Below are 23,845 nucleotides of genomic sequence, written 5' to 3'. Positions count from 1 at the left end.
TTACCCCTTGATTCCTACCAGAACAGTCTGTATAGCGCCGACTTCAATTTGAATTCACCGCGAGGAAAACTATGGAAGAGTATTTGCAAAGTGCCCTGGAGATCGTGAAGGCTCAGGCCGGATCGCGTCCCATGACCGAGGAAGAGATTTTAAGTATGGTCAAATCCGTGGCCAACGGCATTGCCGCCCTGACCTCCGGCCAGATTCTGCCTGGAAAAGAAGAGCCGGCCTCGCCTGCCATGGACCCCAAAAAGGCCATCAAGGAAGCCTCGATCACCTGTCTGGAGTGCGGCAAGTCCTTCAAGGTCATCACCAGGAAGCATCTTGCGTCCCACGGACTGACCCCTGAGGAATACCGGGCCAAGTACGGCTTCAAGAAAACCCAGGCCCTGGCTTGTAAGTCATTGGCCAGAGAGCGCCGGGCCAAAATGAAGGATATGAAATTGTGGGAGCGTCGCCAAAAGCCCACGGGTAACGAATAAGCACAGTCCCCGCCCCCGGGGCTGCGCGGCAGCCCCGGGGACCCCTTTTCGTCCGAACCAACCGCCACGCCCGGAACCTTCGCCTGCGCCCCTTCCCGGGACGCCAGTCGCCTTCGCCCTCCGTTTACCCCTTGTGGCCCAAAGAGCAGGACAGCACCCGACGTCGGGCCTGTTGCCTGGCGTCCGCCCCGTCCCAGGCCGGCCGGGCAACGTCTTTCGCCTGCCGGGCCGACAGGAGACGGCGCTGCCCATGGAGATCCCAGGCCTTGCCATGGCAGCCGGCGTTTCAGGGAATAGGCCGATTGGTTCGTGTCGCGTCCGCGAAATTCGTTTCCGGAAAGACTCGGGGCAACATCCGCAGGGCGGTTATTTTAAAATACGTACGGAACCGTTAGGGGAGGCCGCACTCGCCGCGCCCAGCCTGGATCGATCAAAGCCCGTGCAGTATTTTATACCGGCCCGAAGGAGAGGGCGGGGGGATGTCCCGGCCAACCTCCTGCCCAGGACGGGCCATTTTGCGACACAGGGCGGCAGAAAGTCCGCCGCCGCCCTGGCTGGACCAAATGAAAAGGCCTTTTGGGAGCCACCCAAAAGGCCTTTTGCAAAATGTTCATTCAGAGGAAGGTATTTCTCTTAGAGCAGGAGTCGTGCCACATCTGAAAAACCGTGAAAATCAATAATTTATCCATATAATACAAATAAATAGCTATGCCGAATAAGTCCGTTGGCGCTTCGAGACTTCTCCTGGGGGTACAAAATTCTGTACCCAGCCGAAAAGGAGCCGCCAGGGAGGGCAAAAATTTGTACCGCCCCGGCCACTACCTTCGACGCGCCTGAACGCTGCCGCCCACAAGTGAACTGCCCACGTCTGCGACCGCTGGTCCGGCAGCCTCCTGGGCCAGCCGCCACACCGCTATCGAGGCGTCGCCATCGTCCAAGCGCCGGTCAGCCCTTCCCCAGAGGAAGACGAATCGTCACTTTCGTTCCCGTTTCTTCCGAGGTTTCCATGGCGAGCGTCCCGCCAAGGGCCGTGGTCATCAGCAAGGCACTGTACGTTCCAAGTCCCGTCCCCCCGGCCTTGCCGGCGGTGACGTACTTCTCGAAAAAACGAGACCGGATTTCCGCAGGGACAGGCCGGTTGTTGGCAATGACAATGACGCACTCCCCCCGCTCTTCAGCCAAATCAACAACCACAGGCGCGTCCGTGTCGCTGGCTTCCAGCGCATTGCGGAGCAGATTGGCGACAATCACATCCAGAAGGCGGCAATCAGTTTGTAAGAGGACACGATTATGCACACGAAGCTGCAGTTTTGACTGATCGGCATGACTGCCCAACCCTAAAATTTTAAAATTATCGAGCAGGATCTGGACAGGATCACAGGGCATGACCTGAAGCGTATAGGAGCCTTCTTCGATTGTCCGCAATTCCAGGGAATCATTTATCTGGCTGAGCATCTTGCGCCCGGTCACGGCAATCATGGCCACCAGTTCGCGTTGGGCCGTCGTCAGGTTGTCGTCGTCCAGAAGCAGCTCGGGGATGGCAATGATCCCGGTCAGCGGCGTGCGCAAATCGTGGCGCATGATATGATCCACGTCCCGCTGCCTCTCCTCCAGGATCGCTCTGCGCCGCAACTCGGTGCACAGCTGGACGTTTTGCTCGCGCAACTCCTCTTGTTTCCGCTCATACGCCCCCCGCAGCCAGCCTACCAGCAGGGCGAGGGGAGGCATGGTCAAGGCCAGCACGCAAAGCCGCTCCTGGTTCATCGGCACGTACTGAAACAACTGGCCGGGGATGCTCCAGTAAATGAGAGCAAAGGCCAAGGCGATGGCCACGCTGGCCAGCCCGTACGCGATGCCGCCGAGAAAGGCGGAAAGGACAATGAAATTGGCGAACAGAAGGATGGGGTTCGGCACCTGGACGTCGATGTTTCGGAGCCAGAGCAAAGCCCCGGCCAAAGCCAGGGTCAACACGGGTCCGGCTATAGCCTGGCAGCCGCTTGGCTGGGGAGAAAGCCCGGTGGGCGGCTGCTTTTCGCCTCTGGCCTCAGCCATGTTGCTCCTTCCTCATGGTGAGCCGCCCAGCGGCGCGTGGAAGTTTGTGCGCCGCCCAGGACTTTGGCGCCAAAAACCATGCGCCTTCGGCCGGCAATCGGGGCCTTGCACCTCTCGCGGCCGGCGGGTTGCGCCCTCACCCTTCCTTGGTCACCTGGGCGCGGGACCGGCATTTCCGTTCCGCGTCCAGCAACTGCTCCGTAGAGACTCTGGTCTCCACTGCATCGCGCAGGGACGATTCAATTTTCCAGATCTGGTGGTCAAGACGTTGCGTCCAACCGGAGCCGAGATTCATGGTCAGGAAAAGCGTGAGCATCGTTGCTGCAAATTTGCTTTTCATCCTCTTTCTTCCTGAAAAAAAATGAGGAATAGCGCCCCGTGTTGCAAGGCCTGGGCAAAAGGACACGGCATTGGCCCCCGGGAACGGGGCTAGCAACGAAAAATATTGTTGTCACGATAACTCTTGTTCATCTTGCCCCGACTCGTTCCCTTCTTTGGCCTGTGCCTTTCGTCCTGCTCCCTGCTTGAGACGCTTCGCTCACCCCCCCCTAACAGCCCCAGGCCCTGAAAACAGCCACCTCTTCCCTGCCCCCTGACGGACAGCCTCATGACCCTGCGCCGGGGCACAGGCGCAATCAGCCGAGCGGCGCGTCAATCGCCCCCGCAAGACACAACAAAAACCACGCCGCCGTCGTCGCCCCTCCCCTGCCCAGGTCGCCGCACCGAGCGGCCTGCGGCGAGACCGGACCTCCGGGACGTACGGGCGCTATTGCTGCCGCAACAACTCTTGCGCCGGGACACTGCCATTGATCGCTGCTCGCTGGATATCGGAGAGCCCCTTCTCCGTTTGGCCAAGTCGCATGAAGCAGAGGCCACGACCGCAGTAGGCATCCACGTTTCCAGGGTTTGACCGTATGACGTCATCAAACAGCACTATCGCTTCATCGTACCTATTTGATTCAAGCAAATTCAGAGCGCAATCAAGCAGGACAGATCTTCCGCTTTCATTGATTTCACTCTCAATGCCCTTGTCGCTCGACACGAACGATCCCTGCCTATATGCACTTGAATTCTTTGTTAAAAATAAATAATACAGACCAGACAATTGCATTCCATATTGAACAATCGTCAATAACGATTGGCCAAGTGGACGCGTCATCCCAAGTACATCCGGCAGGTCAAAAGCGGCTCCGCCTACAAACGAGATCAAGAGGAGATAGCGTGAAGCGTTGCTGTTTTTCCTGGAAACCAACAGGACAAGCCAAAGATTTGAAGCGACTGACACAACCTGCAACAAAAGCATCATCGAATCACTCAAAAACGGATTCGATTGTTGCGGTCCAAAAACGGCCAGCACAACGCCAATGACTATCGAACCAAGCCAGAGCCGTTCAAAGATGACGACATTTCGCGTTCCCTTCATTTCACAGCTCGCACAGTGCTCTCCTTGAACAATCCGGCCTGACAAAAACGGTGTGCTTCCCCAAAAGGCTTCGCCCTGACAGATAATTGCGTCCGCTCGTGTCCGTCAATGCTGGTGAGTTCCAATGCCATGCCGCGCTGCCAATTGTCTGTCTTCGCCGAGCCCTGTGCCCGTTTATGCCAATCCCGGACCACCGTGGCAACGACAATGCCCCGCCCAAGCCAGCCCTCACGCAATCCCCGCCGCACCCTCGTCGGATTGGCGCTCACCGTGCCTGTGCTTTTTTTGTCGGACTTGCCTCCCCCTGGCCCACACTGGTCCGAGTGCAGGATTTTATACGCGACCAAAACTGCGGCGGTTGGGGGCGGGAGGGGCCGGGCAGGCATTGCCGGGACAGCGGAGAGGCAACAATGCCGGAGAGGGGCAGGAAAGAGGCCATCGGCCGGCCGTTCGGCCTTGTCCAAATGAAAAAGGCCTTCCGGGAGCCACCCGAAAAGCCTTTTTGCAAAATGTTCATTCAGAGGAAGGTATTTTTCTTATAGCAGGAGCCGTGCCAAAAGACGCAGAGCACCATTTTTCGTCAAGTTATCACGTCAATTCGGCCTATTACGACAACCAATCCAGACCTTGCACACCAAAAAGTCCCACCCTCACCGTACAGAATCCTGAACCCATTCGGGAATGACCGCCCGCACGGGGCAAAAATTTGTACCAGCCCCTTTCGGCCGCGGCAACGCCGCCACGCTTCTGTGTCTGACACCCGCGGACAGGGCCGCTAAGGACACGCACTCCCCGGAAGGCATCGCTTCTTTGGCCGGTCGTACCGACAGCCGGCCACGCCGCCGTCCCCCCGCAACGCCGCCCCTGTTGTCCCAACGCCGGTGCGGAGCCGGGAACGGCGGCCCGACCCGGCGGGCGTCAGGGAACGTCGCAACGCCGTCGGGCGTCCACTCCCACTTCCACGGCTTGGCCCCGCGCCGTCCCGGCTTTTGACGCACCCTCGAAGCCGTAGCCGCAAACCCTGCCGAACCGGGCCACGTCGTTGATGTCCTTCTGGTCGAGCGGGAAAACCCGGCAGGCCTTGGGCCGGCATTTGCCGTACACCCGGCATAAATGGTCTTTTGTCAGCATCGGACAGGCAATCGTGAAATGGCAGCACGTCCCGCACTGGCGGCAGTTCCCCTGGCGGCGCCGCAGTTGCCGGGCCACGTAGCCTTTGCGGAAATGGACCGCGAAAAGACGCCGGACCTTGCCGATGAAAATACGAGCTTCCTGTCTGATGACTGCCATAGTTGTTCCTTGATGCCTCGAACTCTCTCCTGCTTGATGGGACCAGATCATGAGAAAACGCCCCGGGGAGCTGGCCTGGGACAGCGTAGCACAACGAGGGACGCAATCCCGCTTTTTGGCCAAACCGCAACCGCTGTGCCGGTCTGGCCGTTATGCCCCGGTTTCCGGGTCCGAAGCGTCCCGGAAACGGCTGTCGGTCGCGGCAACGGCGGCAGCGACGCCGGGCAGAGCTGGATTCTCCCCGTTTGCCACGTCGGGATGGGCCACAGCGACCCGTTCGCCCTCTGGCGCATCCACAATGCTGCCGCGAGGCAGGATGCCGGCCCTGCCATCCCGTCGGTCATGGACCATCGTATACGGAAAACGGCGGCGATAGGCCTGGACCTGCCGGCGATAGATCGATTCTTCAGTCTGCCCTCTGGGCTCTGTCATGCACCCCTCCTGTGCCTCCTCCAAAACGCTTTGCCCCAGCCTGGACGTCAGACGCAAGCCGACCAGTCAGGGCAGCACCCCAGCCCCCTGGACGAGGTGCGCCGAGGGCCTTCGCTCCCCCCAAACAGGCGCCAGGGCAGATGTGTCCTTGTCATCTCGGACAACCCTTGACAAGACCTCTGCCAACATTGCCCACTGGCTTGGCAGGACTTCTTCTTTTGGTGGAGTGCTTACGCGGGACAGGAGCAGGCGGGCCGGGACGTCAACTGGACCGCCCTTCCCTTCCCTCTGGGCATGGGCTATTTTCCCTCAACCGCATTCCCGTGCACGCAAACAGAATGAACCGGAGATGGACACCATGGCGCAGGCAAAAGAAAAAGGGGCCAGCCTTTCAGCTAACCCCTTGATTTCTTATGGTGCCGAGGGAGAGAATTGAACTCCCGACACGGGGATTTTCAGTCCCCTGCTCTACCGACTGAGCTACCTCGGCGGCGGCGAGACACGGTAATTATCCAAACCCGCCGGGCTTGGCAACAACTTTTTTCGAGGAATCCATGCAAAGAAGCGATTTTATTTTTTCCCTGATCGGGCTATCAAGCTACCTGCTTGTGCTGTTCTACCTCTAGGAGACCCGCCATGACTGAACTTGCCGCCTTCATCGAATCCTGGACCGATGACCAAAACGGGGTCAAAAAAGCCTTCCTGCGCCTCAAAACCGTTCTCGAAGGCCTCCAAGGAGCCACCGTCAACTTCGTCCCCAGACCGCCGACCAGCTACAGCCTGCGTGCCGAACCCCATCGCGGCCGGCCGGTCATCACCATGGTCGACGTGGCCAGCCTCGACGGCGAACGCTTCCTGTCCGTCTGTTTCTACGCCGACACCATCAAAGACCCGGAAGAACGGGGCGACCTCATCCCCGGGGGCCTGCTCTCCCAGGACGGCTACTGCTTCGACCTCGACTCCGACGACGAAGACGCCGTCAGCTACGTCGAGGCCCGCATTCTCGAAGCCGCCGTGGCCTTTTCCCTGCCCGAAGAGGGAGAAGACAGCGAAGTCGACAACGACGATTGAGCCCGTTCCGCAACGCCCGCCCCTACCACGGCTGATACAGCTGCCCGGCAGGGCCGGCATCCTCCAGCGAAAACGCATCCGGCAGATGGGTGGCCGTCAGACGCCCGGCAGTGCTGACGACGGCCACCACATCAAACCGGCAGGGCCGGTCCCACAGGTCCTGTTCGGACAAATAGGCCGAGGCCGCCCGCACGAGCTTTCGCCGCTTGGCCGGGGTGACAGCCTCGTCGGGCCGGGCCAGGCTCCCGGCCTGGCGCGCCTTGACCTCGACAAAGACCAGGGTGTCGCCGTCGCGGCAGATGAGATCGACCTCGCCGCCCCGCGTGGAAAAGTTGCGGGCCACCACGACATAGCCCTTGGCCGAAAGAAGCGCCTCGGCGCAGGCCTCGCCCTCCCGGCCGAAATCCAGATGTTTGGCGCACACGACTAGCGCCAACCATGGGGGCGACGCCCCAGCCAAAGATGGTCATGGCCGCCCACGCCCGGCGGCAAGTCCTGACGACCGTCCGACTCAGACTGGCCACCGTGGTCATAAGAGACAAGGGAGCGGATCCCCGCCAGCAAAGGACGCCATCCCCTCTCCCCCCAGGTGGGATTCCAAAGGGCTATCTCTCCCTTTGGCCGCCGGAGGCACTCTTCCGCCTTCTCTCTGCCTCTCTTCACCATACACCTACACTCCGGGCAGGCCGAGTTGGCGGGGGGAGGCGTCGGGCAGCACGCCCCGGAAGGTCAGGCGGTGGATGGGGCATGGCCCCAGGGTGCGAAGCGCGGCGAGGTGGACGGCCACGCCGTAGCCTTTGTGGGCGGCGAAGCCGTAGCCGGGGTAACGGCGGTCGTAGACGGCCAGGAGGCGGTCGCGGGCCGTCTTGGCCAGGATGGAGGCGGCGGAGATGGCCGGCACGGTCAGATCGCCGCCAATAATCGCTTCCTGCTCGATGACGTGGGCGAGATGCCCCAGACGGGCCAGGGGAATGATTTTATTGCCGTCGATGCGGGCCAGGGACGGTGCGTGGCGCAAATGGGCCAGGGCCTTGGCCATGGCGGCAAAGGTGGCCTGCAAAATATTGATCCGGTCGATCTCCCCGGGCCAGACCATGGCTACGGTCCAGGCGACAGCCTGGCGTTTGATGGCGGCGGCCAGGACGTCACGCCGGGGAGCGGTAAGTTTTTTGGAATCGGTCAGGCCGGGCAGGTCGTAGCCGGCAGGCAGGATGACTGCCCCGGCGACGACGGGGCCGGCCAGACAGCCCCGGCCGGCCTCGTCCACGCCGGCAATCAGGCCGGTGTCAGGCATGGTTGGAAAGCCCCCAAGCGGAAAAAGCCGCGCCTGTCCGCGTCCGGAAAGGACGACGGACAGGCCACGGCCAAAGAAAGGAACCAGGCGTGGTCCACGGCGAAGCGCCGGGGCCTAATCCCAGGCGGTCTTGGTCTTGATACGGGCAGCCTTGCCGCGCAACGCCCGCAGGTAGTACAGGCGGCTGCGACGGACCTTGCCCTGGGAAACCACTTCCACGCGCTCGATAAACGGCGAGTGCATGGGGAACACGCGCTCGACGCCGACGCCGTCGGACACCTTGCGCACGGTGAAGGTGGAATCGACGCCACCCTTGCGCAGACGCAGCACAGCACCCTGGAAGACCTGGATGCGCTCTTTTTCACCCTCAATGATGCGCAGGTGCACCTTGATGGTGTCGCCGGGACGAAATGCCGGCATGTCCATACGCAACTGCTCGCGCTCAAGCTTCTCGATCACGTTCATAACGCTTTCTCCTCGGATAAAGCCGCCGGACGCCCCGCGTCCCTTGGCCTTGGAATGTCGTTGTCGCCGCCCGCGCGCCTACATGGCGTCGCCAAGCAGCCTGTCGGTGAGGATGCCGGCCGCGGCCCGCACCGAAAGATGGTTGTAGTCCGAAAACGGCCGGATCGCCGGCAAAACTCCGTCGGCCCGGGCCAGCACTTCCTCGGCCAGTCCGTGGCCGGTGCCAAGGACAACCAGGGTGGCCCGCGTCGCAATCAATTCCCGCGCCGCCGCAAAGGACAGCGTGGCCGGACCCTTGGCGCTGGTGGCGACCAGGGCGGCCGGTTGGCCGTGATCGCCTGAAACAGCGGCCAGGGCCGCATCCAGGCTCTCATGGAGCCGGACCAGGGACAGGGCCTCGGCCCGGTCCGGATTGGAGCGCGAGCCCGGCCCGGTGCGCCAATGGTCCACGATGCGCCCGGCCAGGGTGAGCTGGTCCCGAAGCGGGGACACCACTTCGAACCCGCCCAATCCGTAGGTACGGGAAACGCGCGCTATATCGTGTACGTCGAGGTTTGTCAAAGACACTGTGCCCACAGACCCGTCCTTGAGCAGCACCGGCCCATGGATCAACCCCAGATGGAGATTGCGTCCGGGCCGGGTGCGCGGGATGGCGCGCAAAAAGGCGGCGTCGTCCGGCGTCAGCGGCGTGGTGTCAAAGAGATCCGGCCGTCGGGCAAAGGTGGTCTCCAGGGAGCGCTCGTGCCTCCAGGCCGCGATGGTCGCATGGTTGCCGCCAAGCAGCACCGGCGGCACGGGCAAGCCCTCAAAGACCTCCGGGCGCGTATAATGCGGATATTCCAGCAGCCCGGCGGAAAAACTTTCTTCATCCGCCGAGGCGTCCTTGCCCATGAAGCCGGGAACAAGGCGGGCCACCGATTCCATGAGACAGGCGGCAGCGGACTCCCCGCCCGAAAGCACGAAATCGCCCACCGACACCGGAGTCACGTCAAAGAGGTCGAAGATGCGGGCATCAATGCCTTCGTAGCGGCCGCACAGAAGCGTGACAGCGTCTTCACCGGCCAGCTCGGCGGCCATGCGCTGGGTCAGCGGCGCTCCGGCCGGAGACAGCATGAGAATCTTTCCCGGACGGGGCAGGCTGCGCAAGGCTCCGACCATGGTGGGCAGGCCCATGACCATGCCCGGGCCGCCACCATAGGGCCGGTCGTCCACGGTATTGTGCCGGTCGGCGGCAAAATCGCGCGGGTTGACCCGGGAAACAGTCACGACGCCCGCCTCCACCGCTTTGGCCATGAGCCCGCAGGAGAGGAAGGAATCGAAGAATTCCGGGAAGATGGTCAACACGGTAAAACGCATGCTCGTCCTATTTGAAACGCTCCCGCCGTCCGCGTCGCACCCAGCCGGCAGCGGGCATCGCCCGCCGTCCCCGGCGCAGAGTCCCACCCCACCCTCCCCCGCCCATGCGGGGGGTCCGGGGGGATCATCCCCCCGGCGGGTCCAGGGCAGCGCCCCGGCGGGTGCAGGGCAGCGCCCTGCCAGCGCTCTGCCGGCGGCCCGGTTTATTCGTCCACGAGGTAGAGGTCGAGGAGTCCGGGGGGCGGGTCGATGAGCACGACGCCGGCATCGAGGTCGATGTCCGGGACGAATTCGTCGGTTGCGGGAAATAAAATTTCACGGCCTTTGGGGTCGCGGATGACCCAGATTTCCGGGCCGCCGAGGTCGCGGATGTCTTCGATGACGCCGAGATCGGGATCGGTTGGAGCAGCGCCGGCCAGCCGCACGCGCAGGCCGAACAGATCCTGGAGAAAGACCTCGTCCGGGGCCGGCGGAACAAGCTGTTCCACAGGCACGCAGACCGCCAGTCCCCGCAGGGTTTCGGCGGCGGTGCGGTCATTGATCTCGCCGAGGGTGATGAGGAAGCGGTCCTGATGCAGGCGGGACGCGCGAACGACATAATCCCTGCCGCGCCCGGGGTCCGACGGCGGCGACAGGCGCAGGGTCGAACCACGGGCGAAGTAGGTCGGGGAATCGGCGTGGCTGTCCACGATGAGTTCCCCACGGATACCGTGGGGGCGCGCTATGCCCCCCACGATGATGTATTTGCTTGCGGCCATGGACGTTGTGCCTTGGTTGCAGCGCGGGCCGTTCGCGCCGGCCGGCCTTTATTCGAGGATTTCCAGGACCGAGCGCTTGCGGGCCTTGGTCGAGGCCGCGCCGAGGATGGTGCGCATGGCCCGGGCGGTGCGCCCCTGTTTGCCGATGACTTTGCCGAGATCTTCCTTGGCCACCTTGAGTTCGATGACCGAGGTCTGCTCGCCTTCAATCTCCGACACATGCACTTCGTCCGGATTATCCACTAACGATTTCGCCACATATTCGATCAAGTCCTTCAACATACGCACCTCCTGAGGGTAATCGTAAGAGCAAGCGAAGGACTTCCGCCTCCGATTCCGCGTATCCCCCGGGCGTGTCCGGAGGAAGATGCGGCGGCGTCGCGGCTGCCGGCCCGGATCGATACAGCCGGGCGATATCCTGTCGGATACGCCTAGACGCCTGCCTTCTGGAGCAGGGCGCGCACGGTGTCCGTGGGCTTGGCGCCGAGCGCCAGCCAGGCCCGTACTCTTTCACCATCCACTTTTATCTCCGCCGGGTCAACCATGGGGTTGTAATAGCCGAGGTATTCCAGGGCGCGGCCATCGCGGCGGGTCTCGGAATTCATGGCGACAATGCGGTAAAACGGGCGCTTTTTCGAACCCATGCGGGTCAGGCGCAGTCTCATAGCCATCGTGTCTCTCCCTTTGTATCTGGTGGACGATTCTAGTTGTGGAAGCCCGCTGCCCTGGTCGGGCTAGCGTTTTTTCCGTTTTTTCCGTTGTTCTTTCTTCTTCTTGGCAGCGGCCCGGGCACTTTCCACCGCAGCCTTGCTTGGCGCGCCGGGGGCTCCGCCCATACCGCCCATGCCCGGCGGCATCCCCGGCATGCCGGGCATCCCAGGCATGCCGCCCATGCCGCCCATCCCCCCCATGCCGGGGGGCATTCCGGGCATCTTCATGCCCGGCGGCATCTTGGGCATGGACGGCATGCCCTTGCCGCCCATCATGCGCTGCATCATCTTCTGCATCTGGGTGAAATTTTTCAGCAGCTGGCTGACTTCCAGGACCGTGGTGCCGGAACCCTTGGCAATGCGCTCCCGACGGCTGGTGTTGATGAGCTTGGGCGTCTCCCGCTCGGCCTTGGTCATGGAGTTGATGATGGCCTCGACCCGGTCCATCTCCTTCTCCGGCATCTGGACTTCACCGAGCTGCTTTCGGACCTGGGACATGCCCGGGATGAGCTTTAACAGCCCCTCCAGGGAGCCGAGCTTCTTGATGCGGCGCATCTGGGTGCGAAAGTCTTCCAGGGTGAACTGGGCCTTTCGCAGCTTGCGCTCCATCTCGGCCGCTTCCTCGGCATTGACGTCGGTCTGGGCCTTCTCAATCAGGCTCAGGATGTCGCCCATGCCCAGGATGCGCGAGGCGGCCCGGTCGGGATAGAAAAGCTCCAGGTCAGAGACTTTTTCACCCGTGCCCACGAGCTTGATCGGCTTGCCCGTCACCTGGCGCACGGACAGAGCCGCGCCGCCCCGGGCATCGCCGTCCATCTTGGTCAGGACAACGCCGGTGATGCTCAGGCGTTCGTTAAAGGCCGCGGCCACGGTGACGGCGTCCTGGCCGGTCATGGCATCGGCCACGAACAAAATTTCGCCGGGCTGGCAATCGGCCTTGATGGCCGCCAGCTCGTCCATGAGCGTCTCGTCGATGTGCAGGCGGCCGGCGGTGTCGAGCAGCACCACGTCGTGCCCGGTGCGCTTGGCCTCGGCCAGGGCGGCGCGGCAGATATCCACCGGGTTCTGGTCCGGCGTGGACGGATAGGCCTCGATGTCGAGCTGGGTGGCAAGCTTGTGGAGCTGGTCGATGGCGGCGGGACGGTAGACGTCGGCCGGGACCAGATAGGGCTTGCGCTTGAACTCGCGGCGCAGCTTGAGCGCCAGTTTGGCGCAGGTGGTGGTTTTGCCCGACCCCTGCAACCCCACGACCATGATGACGGCCGGGCTGGCGGAAAGATCAAGATCGGTGGCCTGGCCGCCGAGGATCTCAATGAGTTCCTCGTGGACGATCTTGACCACCTGCTGCCCCGGGGTGAGGCTTTTCAGGACGTCCTGCCCGGAGGCGCGTTCGCGCACGCGTTCGACGAAGTCCTTGACGACCTTGAAGTTGACGTCGGCCTCAAGCAGGGCCAGACGCACTTCACGCAGGGCGGTCTGGACATTTTCCTCGGTCAGGCGGGTCTGCCCCCTGATCTTGCGGAAGACGTCTTCGAGTCTGTCTGTTAGGTTGTCGAACATGATCCTGGCGAACCTCGGTAAAGGGCAAAGTTTGACTTGATAACCGCACGACGTCCATACGTCAAGGGCTCATTTGCAACACCGCCAACCGGCTGCTCGGCAGCGTTCACTTCGGTCGGCTGGGAAAATGAACGTCTGTCAAATTATAGAAATTACTGCGAGGTCTCAGGGAATTTCTATTTTAAGGCTGGGATCCGTTTCTACGGACTCCACAATGGCATTGTATCTGGAAAAAAGTTTCACAATTTCCTGTTTCCGCCGACTGCCGTCAAATTGTGACCACTCATAGAGATTTGTGGCAATAAATTGTTCTGCTTCCACAACATCTATACGTGCATCGACCTCAAAGCCTTTGGCCAAGGATTCAACGCCTGGACGACTTTCCGATATTGTCACAATCAAGGGCGTCAAGCCGCTTTCCAGATTACGGATACACTTCCTGATCAAGGCTTCCGTGGCTGCCGTCGTTACATGAATCGCAACGCCTTCAACGAGAAAATCACCTGCCCTGGCGTTTGGCGCGTCCGCGACCGAGGCCCCATGATGCTCAAGCTGTTTGTGCTCAGGCAAAATAAGATCAAGCTTGGCGCCGACGAGATGCTGCAACACCGTGCCCGCATACATGGTTCCGGGATTGTCTTTTTGTCGTTTAACTGCCTGCCTGAGGAGATCAGCCACAAGGGACCGCAGAGATTTCCCAGGATCGTAGCGAAGGACAAACGGCTTGCCGGAAAAGAAGTCCTTTACCCGTTTCATCCACCAAGCTTCAATCGCTTGCAGATCAGCGAGACCACAGCTGTGAAGATCGTTGATAAAAGTTAGGTAATCCCGCATGTTGCCAAGGCTGCCTCGACTGGTGCGCCCCCCTTCCTCAGCCAGGACGCGGGTGATGCCGTAGTCAGCCAAGATAGCTTGCACAGCGCTTTTACTGAGCCCCGCGACTTGTCCTGTCCCTTCGGTCACAAGAACGTCCGGCGAAAGCGGCAGCCCGCGACGAATAGCCTGCCGCGTGACGTGCAGGGCTACGGCCAACTGCCCTTTGCCGACAAACCGGCGAAGCCGGCGATATTCGGCCAAGCGCTTTTCAAGTGGATTCATCATGCACCGGGATCAATTTAGAGAGCAAATGCCTCGCCAGAAAGGCTGCGACGGGAACAGCCACGGCGTCGCCCATGGCCCGATAGGCGTCGGTGTCGCTGCCCGGCAATTTGAACTGTCGCGGGGCGCCCATCAAGCGCGCCGCTTCAACGGCCGTCAGCAAACGTGTTTTATAACGCCCGCCGTCCCGCATCACCAGGAGCTGCCGGCTGCTGCCGCCGGCCGGCGTACGCAGACAACCGGCTACATCATCAAACCGCAATTCCAGGACTTGACGACCGTCTCGGATACGCCGGTAGCCAGGAACCACGTCAAGCCCGCTCTCTTCCAGCCGCCGCCTGTGAGCAGGAGGAATGAGCGCCAGATTTTTCTGGCTGGTCGCCTCGTCATGGCAGGGACGCGAACGGTCCACAATGTCTGACAGGGAGTGCCGCCGCAGATGCGGCTTGGGCAATTTCCACCAGATAAAAGCCTCTGTTGTCTCGGCGACACGCGCAATGGCAGCAGGATGCAGCCAGTTCGGACCATCCCCGACGAGGCCAGGGGGGATAGAGACGTTCTGGCTCACCCCGACGACGAAAACCCGGGGCCGTGATTGGGGCACAAAATGCACAGCGTCAAGCACGATGGCCCCGACCCGGTAGCCGCGTCCAATCAAGGCCTCGTGCAGTTCTTTGTAGTGCCGGCCGTCATGGGCCGACAACAGACCGACGACATTTTCCGCGACAACCACAGGCGGCCTTTCGTCCATGGCGTCCATGACGCGCAGCCACTCCCAGACAAGCCCGCTGCGACTGGCCCGAATGCCCTTGGCCGCCCCGGCCAGCGAAAGATCCTGGCAAGGGAAACTCGCCCAGGACAAGGTCGCCGACGGCACATCGCCCCCGCGCACCTCGGAGACAGACCCCAGGATAAACGGTTTTCCCGGATGGTTGGCCCTGAACACGGCAGCTTTTTTCCCACACACGTCATTGGCCCAGGCCAAGTCGAACCACCGGGACAGGGCATGGCTGACCAAACCGCTGCCTGCAAAAAAATCGAGGAAGACGGGCTTTGCCGACCGCGCACCGCCGACTTCCCGAAAATCATGAGCGACAGCCCCGGCCTGACCGGCAGCAATATTCATAATGCTGCAACCGGTCTGCGGATCATTGCCGCAAAGGCATCAAATTCGCGTTCCAGGCTTCGCAACTCACACTCCCAAACAATAATCACACGCCAACCCATATGTTCCAAGATTCTTTTGTTTGTTGCATCCCTTGCCACCGTGCGCTCAAACTTTCGTCCCCAGTAGGCTGCATTGGAAGCAGGCATGGAAGCGCGTTTGCAACCAGGATGGCGGTGCCAGAAACAGCCGTGAACAAAGATGATCGTCTTGTAGCGCGGCAAGACGATGTCGGGTTTTCCAGGCAGGCCGGCCTGATACAGCCTGAATCGGAAACCGTGCCGAAACAAAAGCGAACGCAATGCTCTCTCGGGCCGGGTATCGCGTCCCTTGACGTTGGCCATGACCCTGCTTCGTTGCGCGGGACTCACCGTGTCCATGCCGACCGAATATACCGACCAGTCCCGTCCCTGCCAAGGAAATCAATGCCCCGGACCTTGGCCGTGTGCCTGGAATAAAAAAAGCCCCGTCCGGCGGTCGGACGGGGCCAGGGGATCTGCTGCGAAGCCGGCGGCCGAAAGACTACCAGCTGTTGCGACGGGAACGGTCGCCGCCGAAGCCGCCGGCGCGGGGCTGACGCTCCTCGGCCTCGTTGACCCGCAGGTCGCGGCCGCCAAAGGCCTTGCCGTTTAGGCCCTGCATGGCGGCGTCGGCGCCGTCGGCGGCCATCTCCACGAAACCGAATCCACGCAGACGGCCGGTCTCGCGATCCTCGATGAGCTTCACCGAGGTGACTTCGCCGTAGGCGGCAAACAGGTCGCGCAGTTCGTCTTCATTGGTGGAAAAGGGGAGATTGCCGACATAGAGTTTCTTGGACATCTGCTAAAGCTCCAAACTGTTACGGCTCATTCTTGAAGTCGTCGGGAGCTTGCAAACGCGAAGATCCTCTAGGACACGGACAAAAATCGAGCCAGACGTTAAAGATGCCCCGCACTATGCTCCCGGTCCACGTCTGTCAACGGTTATTTGCAGGCCAGGGCCGCAGCCAGGCTGGACCAGTCATGCCCACGCAGAATCCGCGTATCGTGAAGAATCAGGCGGTCACGAAGAGCCGTTGCGACAGCCTCCGGACCGACAACGCCGTAATGCGGCAACAGTGCGGCAAAGGCCCGGCTCTGGGCCGCTTCGGGCAGGGGCAGGAGATCTTCCGGCCGAAGCGCCTCGACATGTTCTTCCGACTGGCACGGCCGGCCAAAGACGACGAATTCCCGGCAGGCCATGGGCCGCAGGGCATAGACCGAACAGGCCCCGTCCACCAGAAACGGACAGCGCTCCCCCGTCCCGGTCGGCGAGAGCAGCAAGGCCGCGCCCACCAGCCGGGCCGGGCGGCCGGACAGCTGGGTCAGGGCGAACCAGCGCAGCCCCTGGACCTCCAGGCTCGAGACCGGGATGGGCTGCAGGCAGCAGGCGTGGCAGCCGCTGTGGCAGGCCGGGTTCCGGGAATCGGCGGCCACGGCCCGGGCGATGCCGGCATCAAGGATGGCGTAGGCTTCCAACAACGCGCCAAGCCAGGGCAGCCGGGCGCAGGCTTCGCGAAACCGATAGGGCGAACAGTTTGCCATAGGCGACTTTACGCTGCCCAGGGGCAAAGTCAACGCGACGCGGTCGCTCCTGGCAATCGTCTTCACGACTGCGACCTCCCTCCCCTCCTCGCTCCAAAGACGCCCCCTCAGCAAGGCTTCGTTGCTACCCAGCCTCCAAACAGAAACGTCTGGTAGAATCGAACGGGAGAAGTGAAGCCTGCTTCAGTGAGCAGAGCATAAAGTTCCCGTTCTGGGACAAAATCCACATCCCGTAGAATGTGCTCCTTGTCCTTGGCAAATTGCTCCGTGGAAACGCCCTGCAAGGCGTACGAAAAAAGCCATGCATCCAACAGTTTTTTGCAATCATCAGAACCGGTGTCTCCATGAAGGTCGGCAAGAACAAAAGTTCCACCCGGCTTCAGATTTTCGGCTATGGCGCGGAAGTACTTTATTTTTTCCTCATGACCTTTGATGAAATGGGCTACAAAGACAGAAATTGCCGCGTCGAACAAAAGCGGCGACTGGTACTCCTGCAAACGACTATTGATGCACTCCGCCCGATTCCCGATACCGGCTTCAGAAACACGCCGCCGACAGGCACTGAGCATATCGGAGGAAATATCAACACCGACAAAAGTCCAAAAAGGAAACAGTCTCCCAAGATTGACGATTTCAGCGCCGGTTCCGACACCGGCTGCAAGCAACCTCGCATGTTCACCGATCGGGGACAGCAACGATGCAATCATGTGATGCAAGGCATCGTAGCTGGGACAGAACAGCCGAATCCTGCGATCATACCTGCCCGCGAGGTCTTCATCGAAGTGCGCCGTAGGGTCAAATTGTTCCGATGCCTGCGTCATATTGCTTCCTGCCTACCGCGCTCCGACCATGCGCCGGCAGTTGACCGCCTACCCCCGAAGCGCCTTGGCAAAGCCGGCTTCGGCCCGGTTGATGACGGTCTCGTCCACGCAAAAGGCCAGCCGGAAATAGCCCGGCATCCCGAAGCCGCGCCCCGGCACGGCCAGGACCCGCTCGGCGGTCAGGCGCTTGAGAAAGACCAGCTCGTCGGCATCGGGCGATTTGGGGAAGAAATAAAACGCCCCGCGCGGCATGACGAATTCATACCCGGCCCGGGTCAGCACCCCGGCCATGGCCTGCCGGCGACGCTCATAGATGGTGCGGTCAACGGCCTGCCCCAGCGCCCGCAGCAACAGGGCCTGCCCTACGGCCGGCGCGTTGACGAAGCCCAGAATGCGGTTGGCAATGGTCATGGCCGCAACCAGCTGCCCCCGGCCTTCCAGCTGCGGCGACACCACCACATAGCCCACCCGCTCGCCCGGCAGGGACAGATTTTTGGAAAATGAGCCGATGACCAGCGAGTACGGATACAGCGGCAGCACCGACGGCACCTCGAGCCCGTCGTAGGCCAGGAAGCGGTAGGGTTCGTCGGCCAAGAGATAGATGGGGCGTTCCCGGCCGGCCGAGACGCGGGTCAGCATGGCCGCCAGTTCGCGCAGGGTCTCGATACTGTAGACCTGCCCGGTCGGGTTGTTGGGCGAATTGACGAGCACCACCCGGGTGCGCGGGGTGATGGCCGCCTCGATGGCCGCGATGTCCAGATCGAAGGACTCGGCCTTGGTGGGCACGGGCTTGAGAACCCCGCCGTAGTTGCCGGCATAGAAGCCGTATTCCACAAAATACGGGATGGGGCAGATGACTTCGTCGCCCGGGGTCAGGACCGCCCGGAAAAAGACATTGATGCCGCCGGCCGCGCCGCAGGTTAAAAGCAGGTCATCGGCGGCGATGGCAATGCCCTGTTCCTGGGTCAGATGCTCGGCCAGGGCGGCTCGCACGGCCGGATAGCCGGGATTTGGCATGTAGCCGAAGGCAAAGGGCTGGTCCGCCTGCTGGGCCAGATCGGCCAGACACTCGCCCACCACCGCCGGCGGCGGCAGATCGGGGTTGCCAAGGGAGAAGTCGCACACGGCGTCTTCGCCGTACTGCTTTTTCAGCTCCAGTCCCTGTTCAAAAATCTGGCGAATCCAGGCTCCGCCTGCCAAAAACTGCTCCATCTGCTCGGTGACCAGCTTCACGGTCCACCCTCCCGGAAAAACGTATCGGCAACCCATGGCATCAAAACCGAACCGTTGCAATATGGTAACGAGTTTGGCATGGCCCGGGGAGGCAAAGGGATGGCCTTGGCTACCTCCCGGAAACACAGCACGGGCAAGAAAACCAGCCTCCGGCCGGCAGCCTGCCTCAAAAAAACAATTCCCTCCGCATTGAGTTTCAGTTATGGTCTTCGCCTCACGGCGTTCCCTGCCGCTAATCCCTTCACCACGAGACTCCCATGACCGAGGCGAAAAAGCCTGAAATCCTAGCCCCAGCGGGCGATCCCTATTCCTTTATGGCGGCTGTGGCCGCTGGCGCCGACGCCGTGTACTGCGGCCTCAAACATTTTTCCGCCCGGATGCTGGCCCGCAACTTCTCCACCTCGGAGCTGGCGGCCCTGGCCGAGGTGGCCCGCGCCCGGAACGTGCGCACCTACGTGGCCATCAATACCCTGCTCAAGCCCGACGAGGCCGACAAGGCCGGCCGGCTCATCGCCCGTCTGACCGAGGACGTCGGTCCCGATGCGCTCATTGTCCAAGACCTGGGCGTGGCGGCCGTGGCCCGGCAGGCCGGCTACAAGGGCGAACTGCACCTCTCCACCCTGGCCAACGTCAGCAGCCCGACCGGCCTTTCCACGCTGGCCCAGTTTTCCATCTGCCGGGTGGTCCTGCCGCGCGAACTGTCCGTGGACGAGATGCGCGAGATGGCCGAAGCCGCGCCCGAGGGTCTCAGCCTGGAGGCCTTTATCCATGGGGCGCTGTGCTATAACGTCTCTGGGCGGTGCTACTGGAGCAGCTATCTCGGCGGCAAGTCCGGCCTTCGCGGCCGCTGCGTCCAGCCCTGCCGGCGCATTTACGACCACCGGGGCCAGAAGGGCCGCTACTTCTCCTGCCAGGACTTGAGCCTTGACGTCCTGACCAAGGCGCTGTTGACCATCCCGAAGATCACCGCCTGGAAGATAGAAGGCCGCAAGAAAGGCCCGCATTACGTCTATCATACCGTGGCCGCCTACAAGCTGTTGCGCGACGCCGCCGACGATCCGACGGCCAAGAAGATGGCCGTTGGCTTCCTGGAACAGGCCCTTGGCCGCCCGGGCACCAATTACAACTTCCTGCCCCAGCGCCCCAAAAATCCCATCGACACCAAAGAGCGCACCGGCTCGGGCCTGCCGGCCGGCAAGCTCTCCCGGGGCATCAAGTTCGGCCAGTGGAACCTGTCCACCCGGGTGGCCCTTATGCCCGGCGATCTGCTGCGCGTCGGTTTCGAGGACGAGCCCGGGCACCGCATCGTCAAGGTGACGCGCACCGTGCCCAAGGGCGGCCGCCTGACCCTGACCTTTGAAAACGAAACCCGGCCGGAATCCGGCATTCCGGTCTTTTTGATCGACCGCCGCGACCCGGCGCTCATGGCCAAGATCGGCCCTCTGGAATCCGCCGTGGCCAAGGTGACGCCCAGGGAAGCCAAGCCCTCGGAATTTGTCGCCCGGCTGCCCAAGCCGGCCAAGCCGGCCCGCATCGAACCGCTGTCGCTTTCCGTGTGGCGGCATCCCGATGTGCGCAAGGAGAATGGCCCCTTTGGCGTGTGGGTCTCCACCAACCGGGCTCACAACCTGCCCCTTGGCCGGGCCGCCACGGTCTGGTGGTGGCTGCCGCCGGTCATCTGGCCGGATGAGGAAAGCGAATTTGTGAGCCTCATTGCCGCCATTGTCTCGCGCGGCGGCAAGCGTTTTGTCCTGGGCGCACCCTGGCAGACGGCCCTTTTCCCCAAGGACGCCAAGGGCGTCGACTTCTGGGCCGGCCCGTTTTGCAACATCGCCAATCCGCTGGCCCTGGGCGAACTGGCCCGCGCCGGCTTCTACGGGGCCTTTGTCTCGCCGGAGCTGTCCGGCGAAGACCTCGTCAATCTGCCCCGGGTCTCGCCCCTGCCGCTGGGCATTGTCCACAAGGGCGCCTGGCCGCTTGGCCTGTCCCGGGTCCTTTCCGGCGAGGTCAAGACCTGCCTGCCGGTGGTCAGCCCCAAGGACGAATCCCTGTGGGCCGTCAAATACGACCGCACCTACTGGCTCTACGCCAACTGGGAGATTGATCTCTACAAGTACCGCGACGCCCTGACCCGGGCCGGGTATGTGGTGTTTGCCGATCTGCGCGAACCCCTGCCCAAAGAGCTGCCCCGGCGCGAACGCACCAGCCACTTCAACTGGGACGTCGGGTTGCTGTAATGGGACGGCCGGCCAAACTCTGCATTGCCATGGTGGGGTTGCCGGCCATGGGCAAGTCGACTATCGCCTCGAAAATAAAAGAGAATCTGGAAAAAGACGACATCAAGGTCGGCATTTTCAACAACGGCGACGTGCGTCGGCGCATGATCCCCGGCAACACGTCCCACGCCGGGTTCTATGATCCGGACAATGCCCAGGCGGTGGGGCTGCGCGAACGCATCGCCGCCGTCAGCATTGCCGAGGCCAAGGCCTTTCTCTCGGCCGAAGGCCACATCGCCATTCTCGACGCCACCAACGTCTCCCGCAAACGGCGGGAGACGTTGCGGCAAAATTTAGGCAACTACCCCATCCTGTTCGTCGAATGCGTCAACGACGACCCGGAAATCCTGGCCCTGTCCGTGGCCCGCAAGGCCCGGCTGCCCGAATTCGCCCATCTGCCCGAAGCCGAAGCCAAGAAGAGCTTTTTCACCCGCATCGGCTATTACCGCCACATTACCGATCCCCTGGACGACGAGCCCAATTTCGTGCGCCTCGACAGCCTCAACAACCGGATCATTGCCGAGCGCGTCCGGGGCGAACTCCCCTACTACGGCCGCATCCGCGACCTGCTCATGTCCGACTGGATCAAAAACCTCTTTCTCGTGCGCCATGCCGAGAGCGAATACAATCTGGAAAACCGCGTGGGCGGCGATTCCGGGTTGACCGAAAAAGGCCGCAAGATGGCCTGGGCCTTGTCGCGCCATTTTATCGGCACCCCGCTGCCCTACGTGTTCACCAGCACGCTGACCCGCACCCGGGAGATGGCCGAACCGCTGCTGGAAACCCGCAAGGGCCAGACCGTCCACCATGCCTTTGCGGAGTTCGACGAAATCAACGTTGGCGAATGCGACGGCCAGAGCTACGCCGAGATGGAAGAGGCGCGGCCGGAGCTTTTTGCCGCCCGGGGCCGCAACAAATACAATTTCGTCTATCCGGGCGGCGAGGGCTACGCCACCATGGCCGGCCGGGTCTACCGGGGGGTCAAAAAGGCCATCTACTTAAGCGGCAACTCCGAATACATCATGATTATCGGGCATCAGGCGGTCAATCGCATGATCCTGTCCGATTTTCTCTTTCGCCGGGCCGAAGACGTGCCCTATATCTTCATTCCCCAGGACAAATATTTTCACATTGTCTCGACCCAAAGCAAAAAGCTCTTTGAATTGCGCAAGTTCTAGACTGGACCAGAATGAAGTGCGCCCAACAGGCCGCGTCCGCGCCGCCCTGTCAGCCGCTGGTCGGCGCACGCAACAAAGCCATTTGCCTCAGGATATATCCGCGCTCCAGGGTACGCCTGATCTCGATCCATCCGACCTCGACGGCGCGGGGCGGGCCGGATCGCAAGGCTGCGGAAAACCGACAAAAACAGTCGAACTTTGACAAATAGCCATTCTATTTCAGAGTGTTACCGCCGCATAGCGCAACTTGACGAACCCCATGCTTTGGACTAGCTCTCGCTCTTTATGCCTGTACCATTCGCCGCCGTCCCCTGCGGGCGGTCCCGGAGCTCCGGGCTGGGCCGCATCCGTCAGGCTAACCGTATCCGAGGCCCGGCCGCCGGCCGGCCGCACTTCGCAGCAAGCCTGTTATGCCGCACAGCTTCTCAGAACTCTCGCTGATCTATGTCTCCTTCTCCGTGCTCGCCCTCTATGCCCCGGCCGTGTTGTGCGCCCTGGGGCTGGCTTTTTTCCTGTATCGCCGCCACACAAGGCTTGAACGTCGCCAGCAAAAACATCAACGCATCCGCTACGCTATCACCGAGAAAGGCCTGGACAAGCGCAAGCGCATGGCCCTGGCCACCCAGCGGCGCAACATCCGGGAGTTGGCCAAGCTCGTGCACGGCCAGCTCAAACAGCACGAGCGGGCGCTTACCCCCTACCAGAACCAGCGCACCTCGGCCTTTATCGAACGGGCCGTCACCACCGTGGACTTCGACCGGCTCTACGCCCTGCACAACCTTTTGGCCGCAAACGACGCCGCGCAGGTTTCCCCGGCCGTGGAAACATTTTTCGAGCACACGAGGTAAGCATGTCCCTGCCTGAAAACATCGGGAAATTCGTCTCCCGGCTGATCAATACCGTCAAAAGCGAATCCGCCGACTGGCAGAAGGCGCATCAGCCCGACCTGGACCGGCTCAAGGAAGAAAAGCGCGTGGCCGAGCGTGAACTCAAGCAACGCCTGGAGTTGATGGAGATCCGCTTTGCCGAGGAGTGCAAGCGGGCGCGGCTGGAAGAAGAGCGCCAGACCGAGAATTTCAGCGAATTCCTGTCCAGCATCGACGATATGAAGACCAACATGCTGGAATATTACGGCACCATGCCCAAGCCCATCGCCCTAATGATCCACCACCACGCCGCCGAACTGCTCAAAGAGGCCTGGCATAATCCCGATGCCCGGGAACGCCTGCAAAAGCAGACGCGCTTTACAAGCCTCATGCTCACCATCACCGAGGATCTCTCGGAGATCGGCCGCGACGGCGGGCAAAAAGCCCTGCCCGAAAAGACCATCGCCTTTATTCAAAACAAGCTGGAGTAAGGGGGGAGGGAGAGGGAGAAGAGAAAGAGTGCCTCCGGCGGCCAAAGGGACTGAGTCCCTTTGGAATCCCCTTTGGGAGTTTGGTTTGACTATGGGCGTTGCCGAGTCGATGAGCGGCAGTTCCGCACGAAAAGAGGAGAGAGGTCCGGGGGGATCATCCCCCGCGCCGGAGCAACGGTGGTTGCCGTCACGGGCAAACGGGCAGACAGGCATGACCACAACCGACCCGTTTGACACCCCCCATCAAAAACCCCTTAAAAAG

Annotated in this window: 26 protein-coding genes and 1 tRNA gene; 6 read left to right on the top strand and 21 right to left on the bottom strand. The window is 61.8% G+C overall.

Translation table 11 applies throughout. From position 1 onward, the window contains the following. Positions 1-71: 71 nt before the first annotated feature. A complete protein-coding gene (locus NY78_RS19100) occupies positions 72-482 on the top strand; it encodes a MucR family transcriptional regulator (protein ID WP_043639694.1) in 411 nt (136 codons plus the stop codon). A 945-nt stretch (positions 483-1,427) separates the two neighbouring features. Here NY78_RS19100 and NY78_RS23270 read toward each other — a convergent pair. From NY78_RS23270 to NY78_RS19070, 6 genes are all read right to left on the bottom strand, one after another. After that, positions 1,428-2,450: a sensor histidine kinase gene (locus NY78_RS23270; RefSeq protein ID WP_197084275.1), complete on the bottom strand. Its 1,023-nt coding sequence runs from the start codon at positions 2,448-2,450 to the stop codon at positions 1,428-1,430. A 220-nt stretch (positions 2,451-2,670) separates the two neighbouring features. Beyond that, entirely contained in the window at positions 2,671-2,874 is a 204-nt protein-coding gene (locus NY78_RS19090) for a hypothetical protein (RefSeq protein ID WP_043639692.1), read from the bottom strand. 426 nt (positions 2,875-3,300) lie between these two features. Then, positions 3,301-3,957, bottom strand: coding sequence for a tetratricopeptide repeat protein (locus tag NY78_RS19085; protein WP_043639689.1), 657 nt, complete (start codon positions 3,955-3,957; stop codon positions 3,301-3,303). A 918-nt stretch (positions 3,958-4,875) separates the two neighbouring features. Continuing rightward, the gene (locus tag NY78_RS19080) at positions 4,876-5,247 is read right to left on the bottom strand and encodes a hypothetical protein (RefSeq protein WP_047960291.1); all 372 of its coding nucleotides are present in this window, start codon (positions 5,245-5,247) and stop codon (positions 4,876-4,878) included. 150 nt (positions 5,248-5,397) lie between these two features. Then, positions 5,398-5,679, bottom strand: a complete 282-nt coding sequence (locus NY78_RS19075; RefSeq protein WP_043639686.1) for a hypothetical protein — start codon at positions 5,677-5,679, stop codon at positions 5,398-5,400. A gap of 414 nt (positions 5,680-6,093) precedes the next feature. Further along, positions 6,094-6,169: transfer RNA gene (locus tag NY78_RS19070), tRNA-Phe, on the bottom strand. Positions 6,170-6,315: 146 nt separating this feature from the next. Between NY78_RS19070 and NY78_RS19065 the strand changes: the two genes are divergently transcribed. Next, positions 6,316-6,750, top strand: coding sequence for a hypothetical protein (locus tag NY78_RS19065; protein WP_043639683.1), 435 nt, complete (start codon positions 6,316-6,318; stop codon positions 6,748-6,750). Between the two features lie 22 nt (positions 6,751-6,772). Here NY78_RS19065 and NY78_RS19060 read toward each other — a convergent pair whose 3' ends face one another. The 15 genes from NY78_RS19060 to NY78_RS18995 all read right to left on the bottom strand — a co-directional run bounded on the left by NY78_RS19060 (position 6,773) and on the right by NY78_RS18995 (position 18,772). Next, positions 6,773-7,174 (bottom strand): YraN family protein, encoded by a 402-nt coding sequence (locus NY78_RS19060; protein ID WP_043639679.1) that lies wholly within the window; start codon positions 7,172-7,174, stop codon positions 6,773-6,775. Positions 7,175-7,420: 246 nt separating this feature from the next. Continuing rightward, on the bottom strand, positions 7,421-8,044 hold the full coding sequence (locus NY78_RS19055) for a ribonuclease HII (protein WP_043639675.1): 624 nt from the start codon (positions 8,042-8,044) through the stop codon (positions 7,421-7,423). A 114-nt stretch (positions 8,045-8,158) separates the two neighbouring features. Beyond that, complete coding sequence (gene rplS, locus NY78_RS19050; protein ID WP_043639672.1) at positions 8,159-8,509, bottom strand: 50S ribosomal protein L19; 351 nt, start codon at positions 8,507-8,509, stop codon at positions 8,159-8,161. Positions 8,510-8,587: 78 nt separating this feature from the next. Next, positions 8,588-9,865, bottom strand: coding sequence for a tRNA (guanosine(37)-N1)-methyltransferase TrmD (gene trmD / locus NY78_RS19045; protein WP_043639668.1), 1,278 nt, complete (start codon positions 9,863-9,865; stop codon positions 8,588-8,590). Between the two features lie 203 nt (positions 9,866-10,068). Beyond that, positions 10,069-10,623 carry a ribosome maturation factor RimM gene (gene rimM / locus NY78_RS19040; RefSeq protein WP_043639665.1) on the bottom strand — a complete coding sequence of 185 codons (555 nt, stop codon included), beginning with the start codon at positions 10,621-10,623 and terminating at the stop codon, positions 10,069-10,071. Positions 10,624-10,671: 48 nt separating this feature from the next. Beyond that, positions 10,672-10,905, bottom strand: a complete 234-nt coding sequence (locus NY78_RS19035; protein WP_043639663.1) for a KH domain-containing protein — start codon at positions 10,903-10,905, stop codon at positions 10,672-10,674. A 149-nt stretch (positions 10,906-11,054) separates the two neighbouring features. After that, complete coding sequence (gene rpsP, locus NY78_RS19030) at positions 11,055-11,294, bottom strand: 30S ribosomal protein S16 (protein ID WP_043639661.1); 240 nt, start codon at positions 11,292-11,294, stop codon at positions 11,055-11,057. Positions 11,295-11,357: 63 nt separating this feature from the next. Then, complete coding sequence (ffh, locus tag NY78_RS19025) at positions 11,358-12,893, bottom strand: signal recognition particle protein (RefSeq protein ID WP_043639658.1); 1,536 nt, start codon at positions 12,891-12,893, stop codon at positions 11,358-11,360. Between the two features lie 165 nt (positions 12,894-13,058). After that, positions 13,059-13,994 carry a DUF4928 family protein gene (locus NY78_RS19020; RefSeq protein WP_197084274.1) on the bottom strand — a complete coding sequence of 312 codons (936 nt, stop codon included), beginning with the start codon at positions 13,992-13,994 and terminating at the stop codon, positions 13,059-13,061. Continuing rightward, positions 13,978-15,117, bottom strand: a complete 1,140-nt coding sequence (locus tag NY78_RS19015) for a DNA cytosine methyltransferase (protein ID WP_082140103.1) — start codon at positions 15,115-15,117, stop codon at positions 13,978-13,980. Before NY78_RS19015 ends, NY78_RS19020 begins: the two co-directional genes overlap by 17 nt. Then, positions 15,114-15,536: a very short patch repair endonuclease gene (locus tag NY78_RS23970; protein ID WP_082140102.1), complete on the bottom strand. Its 423-nt coding sequence runs from the start codon at positions 15,534-15,536 to the stop codon at positions 15,114-15,116. Before NY78_RS23970 ends, NY78_RS19015 begins: the two co-directional genes overlap by 4 nt. A gap of 142 nt (positions 15,537-15,678) precedes the next feature. Then, on the bottom strand, positions 15,679-15,975 hold the full coding sequence (locus NY78_RS19010) for an RNA recognition motif domain-containing protein (protein WP_043639655.1): 297 nt from the start codon (positions 15,973-15,975) through the stop codon (positions 15,679-15,681). Positions 15,976-16,118: 143 nt separating this feature from the next. After that, positions 16,119-16,718 (bottom strand): YkgJ family cysteine cluster protein, encoded by a 600-nt coding sequence (locus NY78_RS19005; RefSeq protein WP_043639753.1) that lies wholly within the window; start codon positions 16,716-16,718, stop codon positions 16,119-16,121. A 107-nt stretch (positions 16,719-16,825) separates the two neighbouring features. Further along, positions 16,826-17,539, bottom strand: a complete 714-nt coding sequence (locus NY78_RS19000; protein ID WP_043639652.1) for a class I SAM-dependent methyltransferase — start codon at positions 17,537-17,539, stop codon at positions 16,826-16,828. A gap of 48 nt (positions 17,540-17,587) precedes the next feature. After that, positions 17,588-18,772, bottom strand: a complete 1,185-nt coding sequence (locus NY78_RS18995; RefSeq protein WP_043639650.1) for a pyridoxal phosphate-dependent aminotransferase — start codon at positions 18,770-18,772, stop codon at positions 17,588-17,590. 257 nt (positions 18,773-19,029) lie between these two features. On the opposite strand from NY78_RS18995, the gene NY78_RS18990 reads away from it, so the two are divergent. The 4 genes from NY78_RS18990 to NY78_RS18975 all read left to right on the top strand — a co-directional run bounded on the left by NY78_RS18990 (position 19,030) and on the right by NY78_RS18975 (position 23,583). Continuing rightward, a complete protein-coding gene (locus NY78_RS18990; RefSeq protein WP_043639647.1) occupies positions 19,030-21,009 on the top strand; it encodes a peptidase U32 family protein in 1,980 nt (659 codons plus the stop codon). After that, a complete protein-coding gene (locus NY78_RS18985; protein WP_043639643.1) occupies positions 21,009-22,226 on the top strand; it encodes a bifunctional nucleoside/nucleotide kinase/histidine phosphatase family protein in 1,218 nt (405 codons plus the stop codon). The genes NY78_RS18990 and NY78_RS18985 overlap by 1 nt, the downstream gene beginning before the upstream one ends. Before the next feature lie 410 nt (positions 22,227-22,636). Beyond that, entirely contained in the window at positions 22,637-23,074 is a 438-nt protein-coding gene (locus NY78_RS18980; protein ID WP_043639641.1) for a hypothetical protein, read from the top strand. A 2-nt stretch (positions 23,075-23,076) separates the two neighbouring features. Continuing rightward, complete coding sequence (locus NY78_RS18975; RefSeq protein WP_043639638.1) at positions 23,077-23,583, top strand: hypothetical protein; 507 nt, start codon at positions 23,077-23,079, stop codon at positions 23,581-23,583. The last annotated feature ends 262 nt before the right edge of the window (positions 23,584-23,845 follow it).

The organism is Desulfovibrio sp. TomC (genome assembly GCF_000801335.2).
Lineage (GTDB): Bacteria > Desulfobacterota > Desulfovibrionia > Desulfovibrionales > Desulfovibrionaceae > Solidesulfovibrio.
Note: the sequence above shows the minus strand (reverse complement) of the source record. Positions and strands in the feature narration are given on the sequence as shown.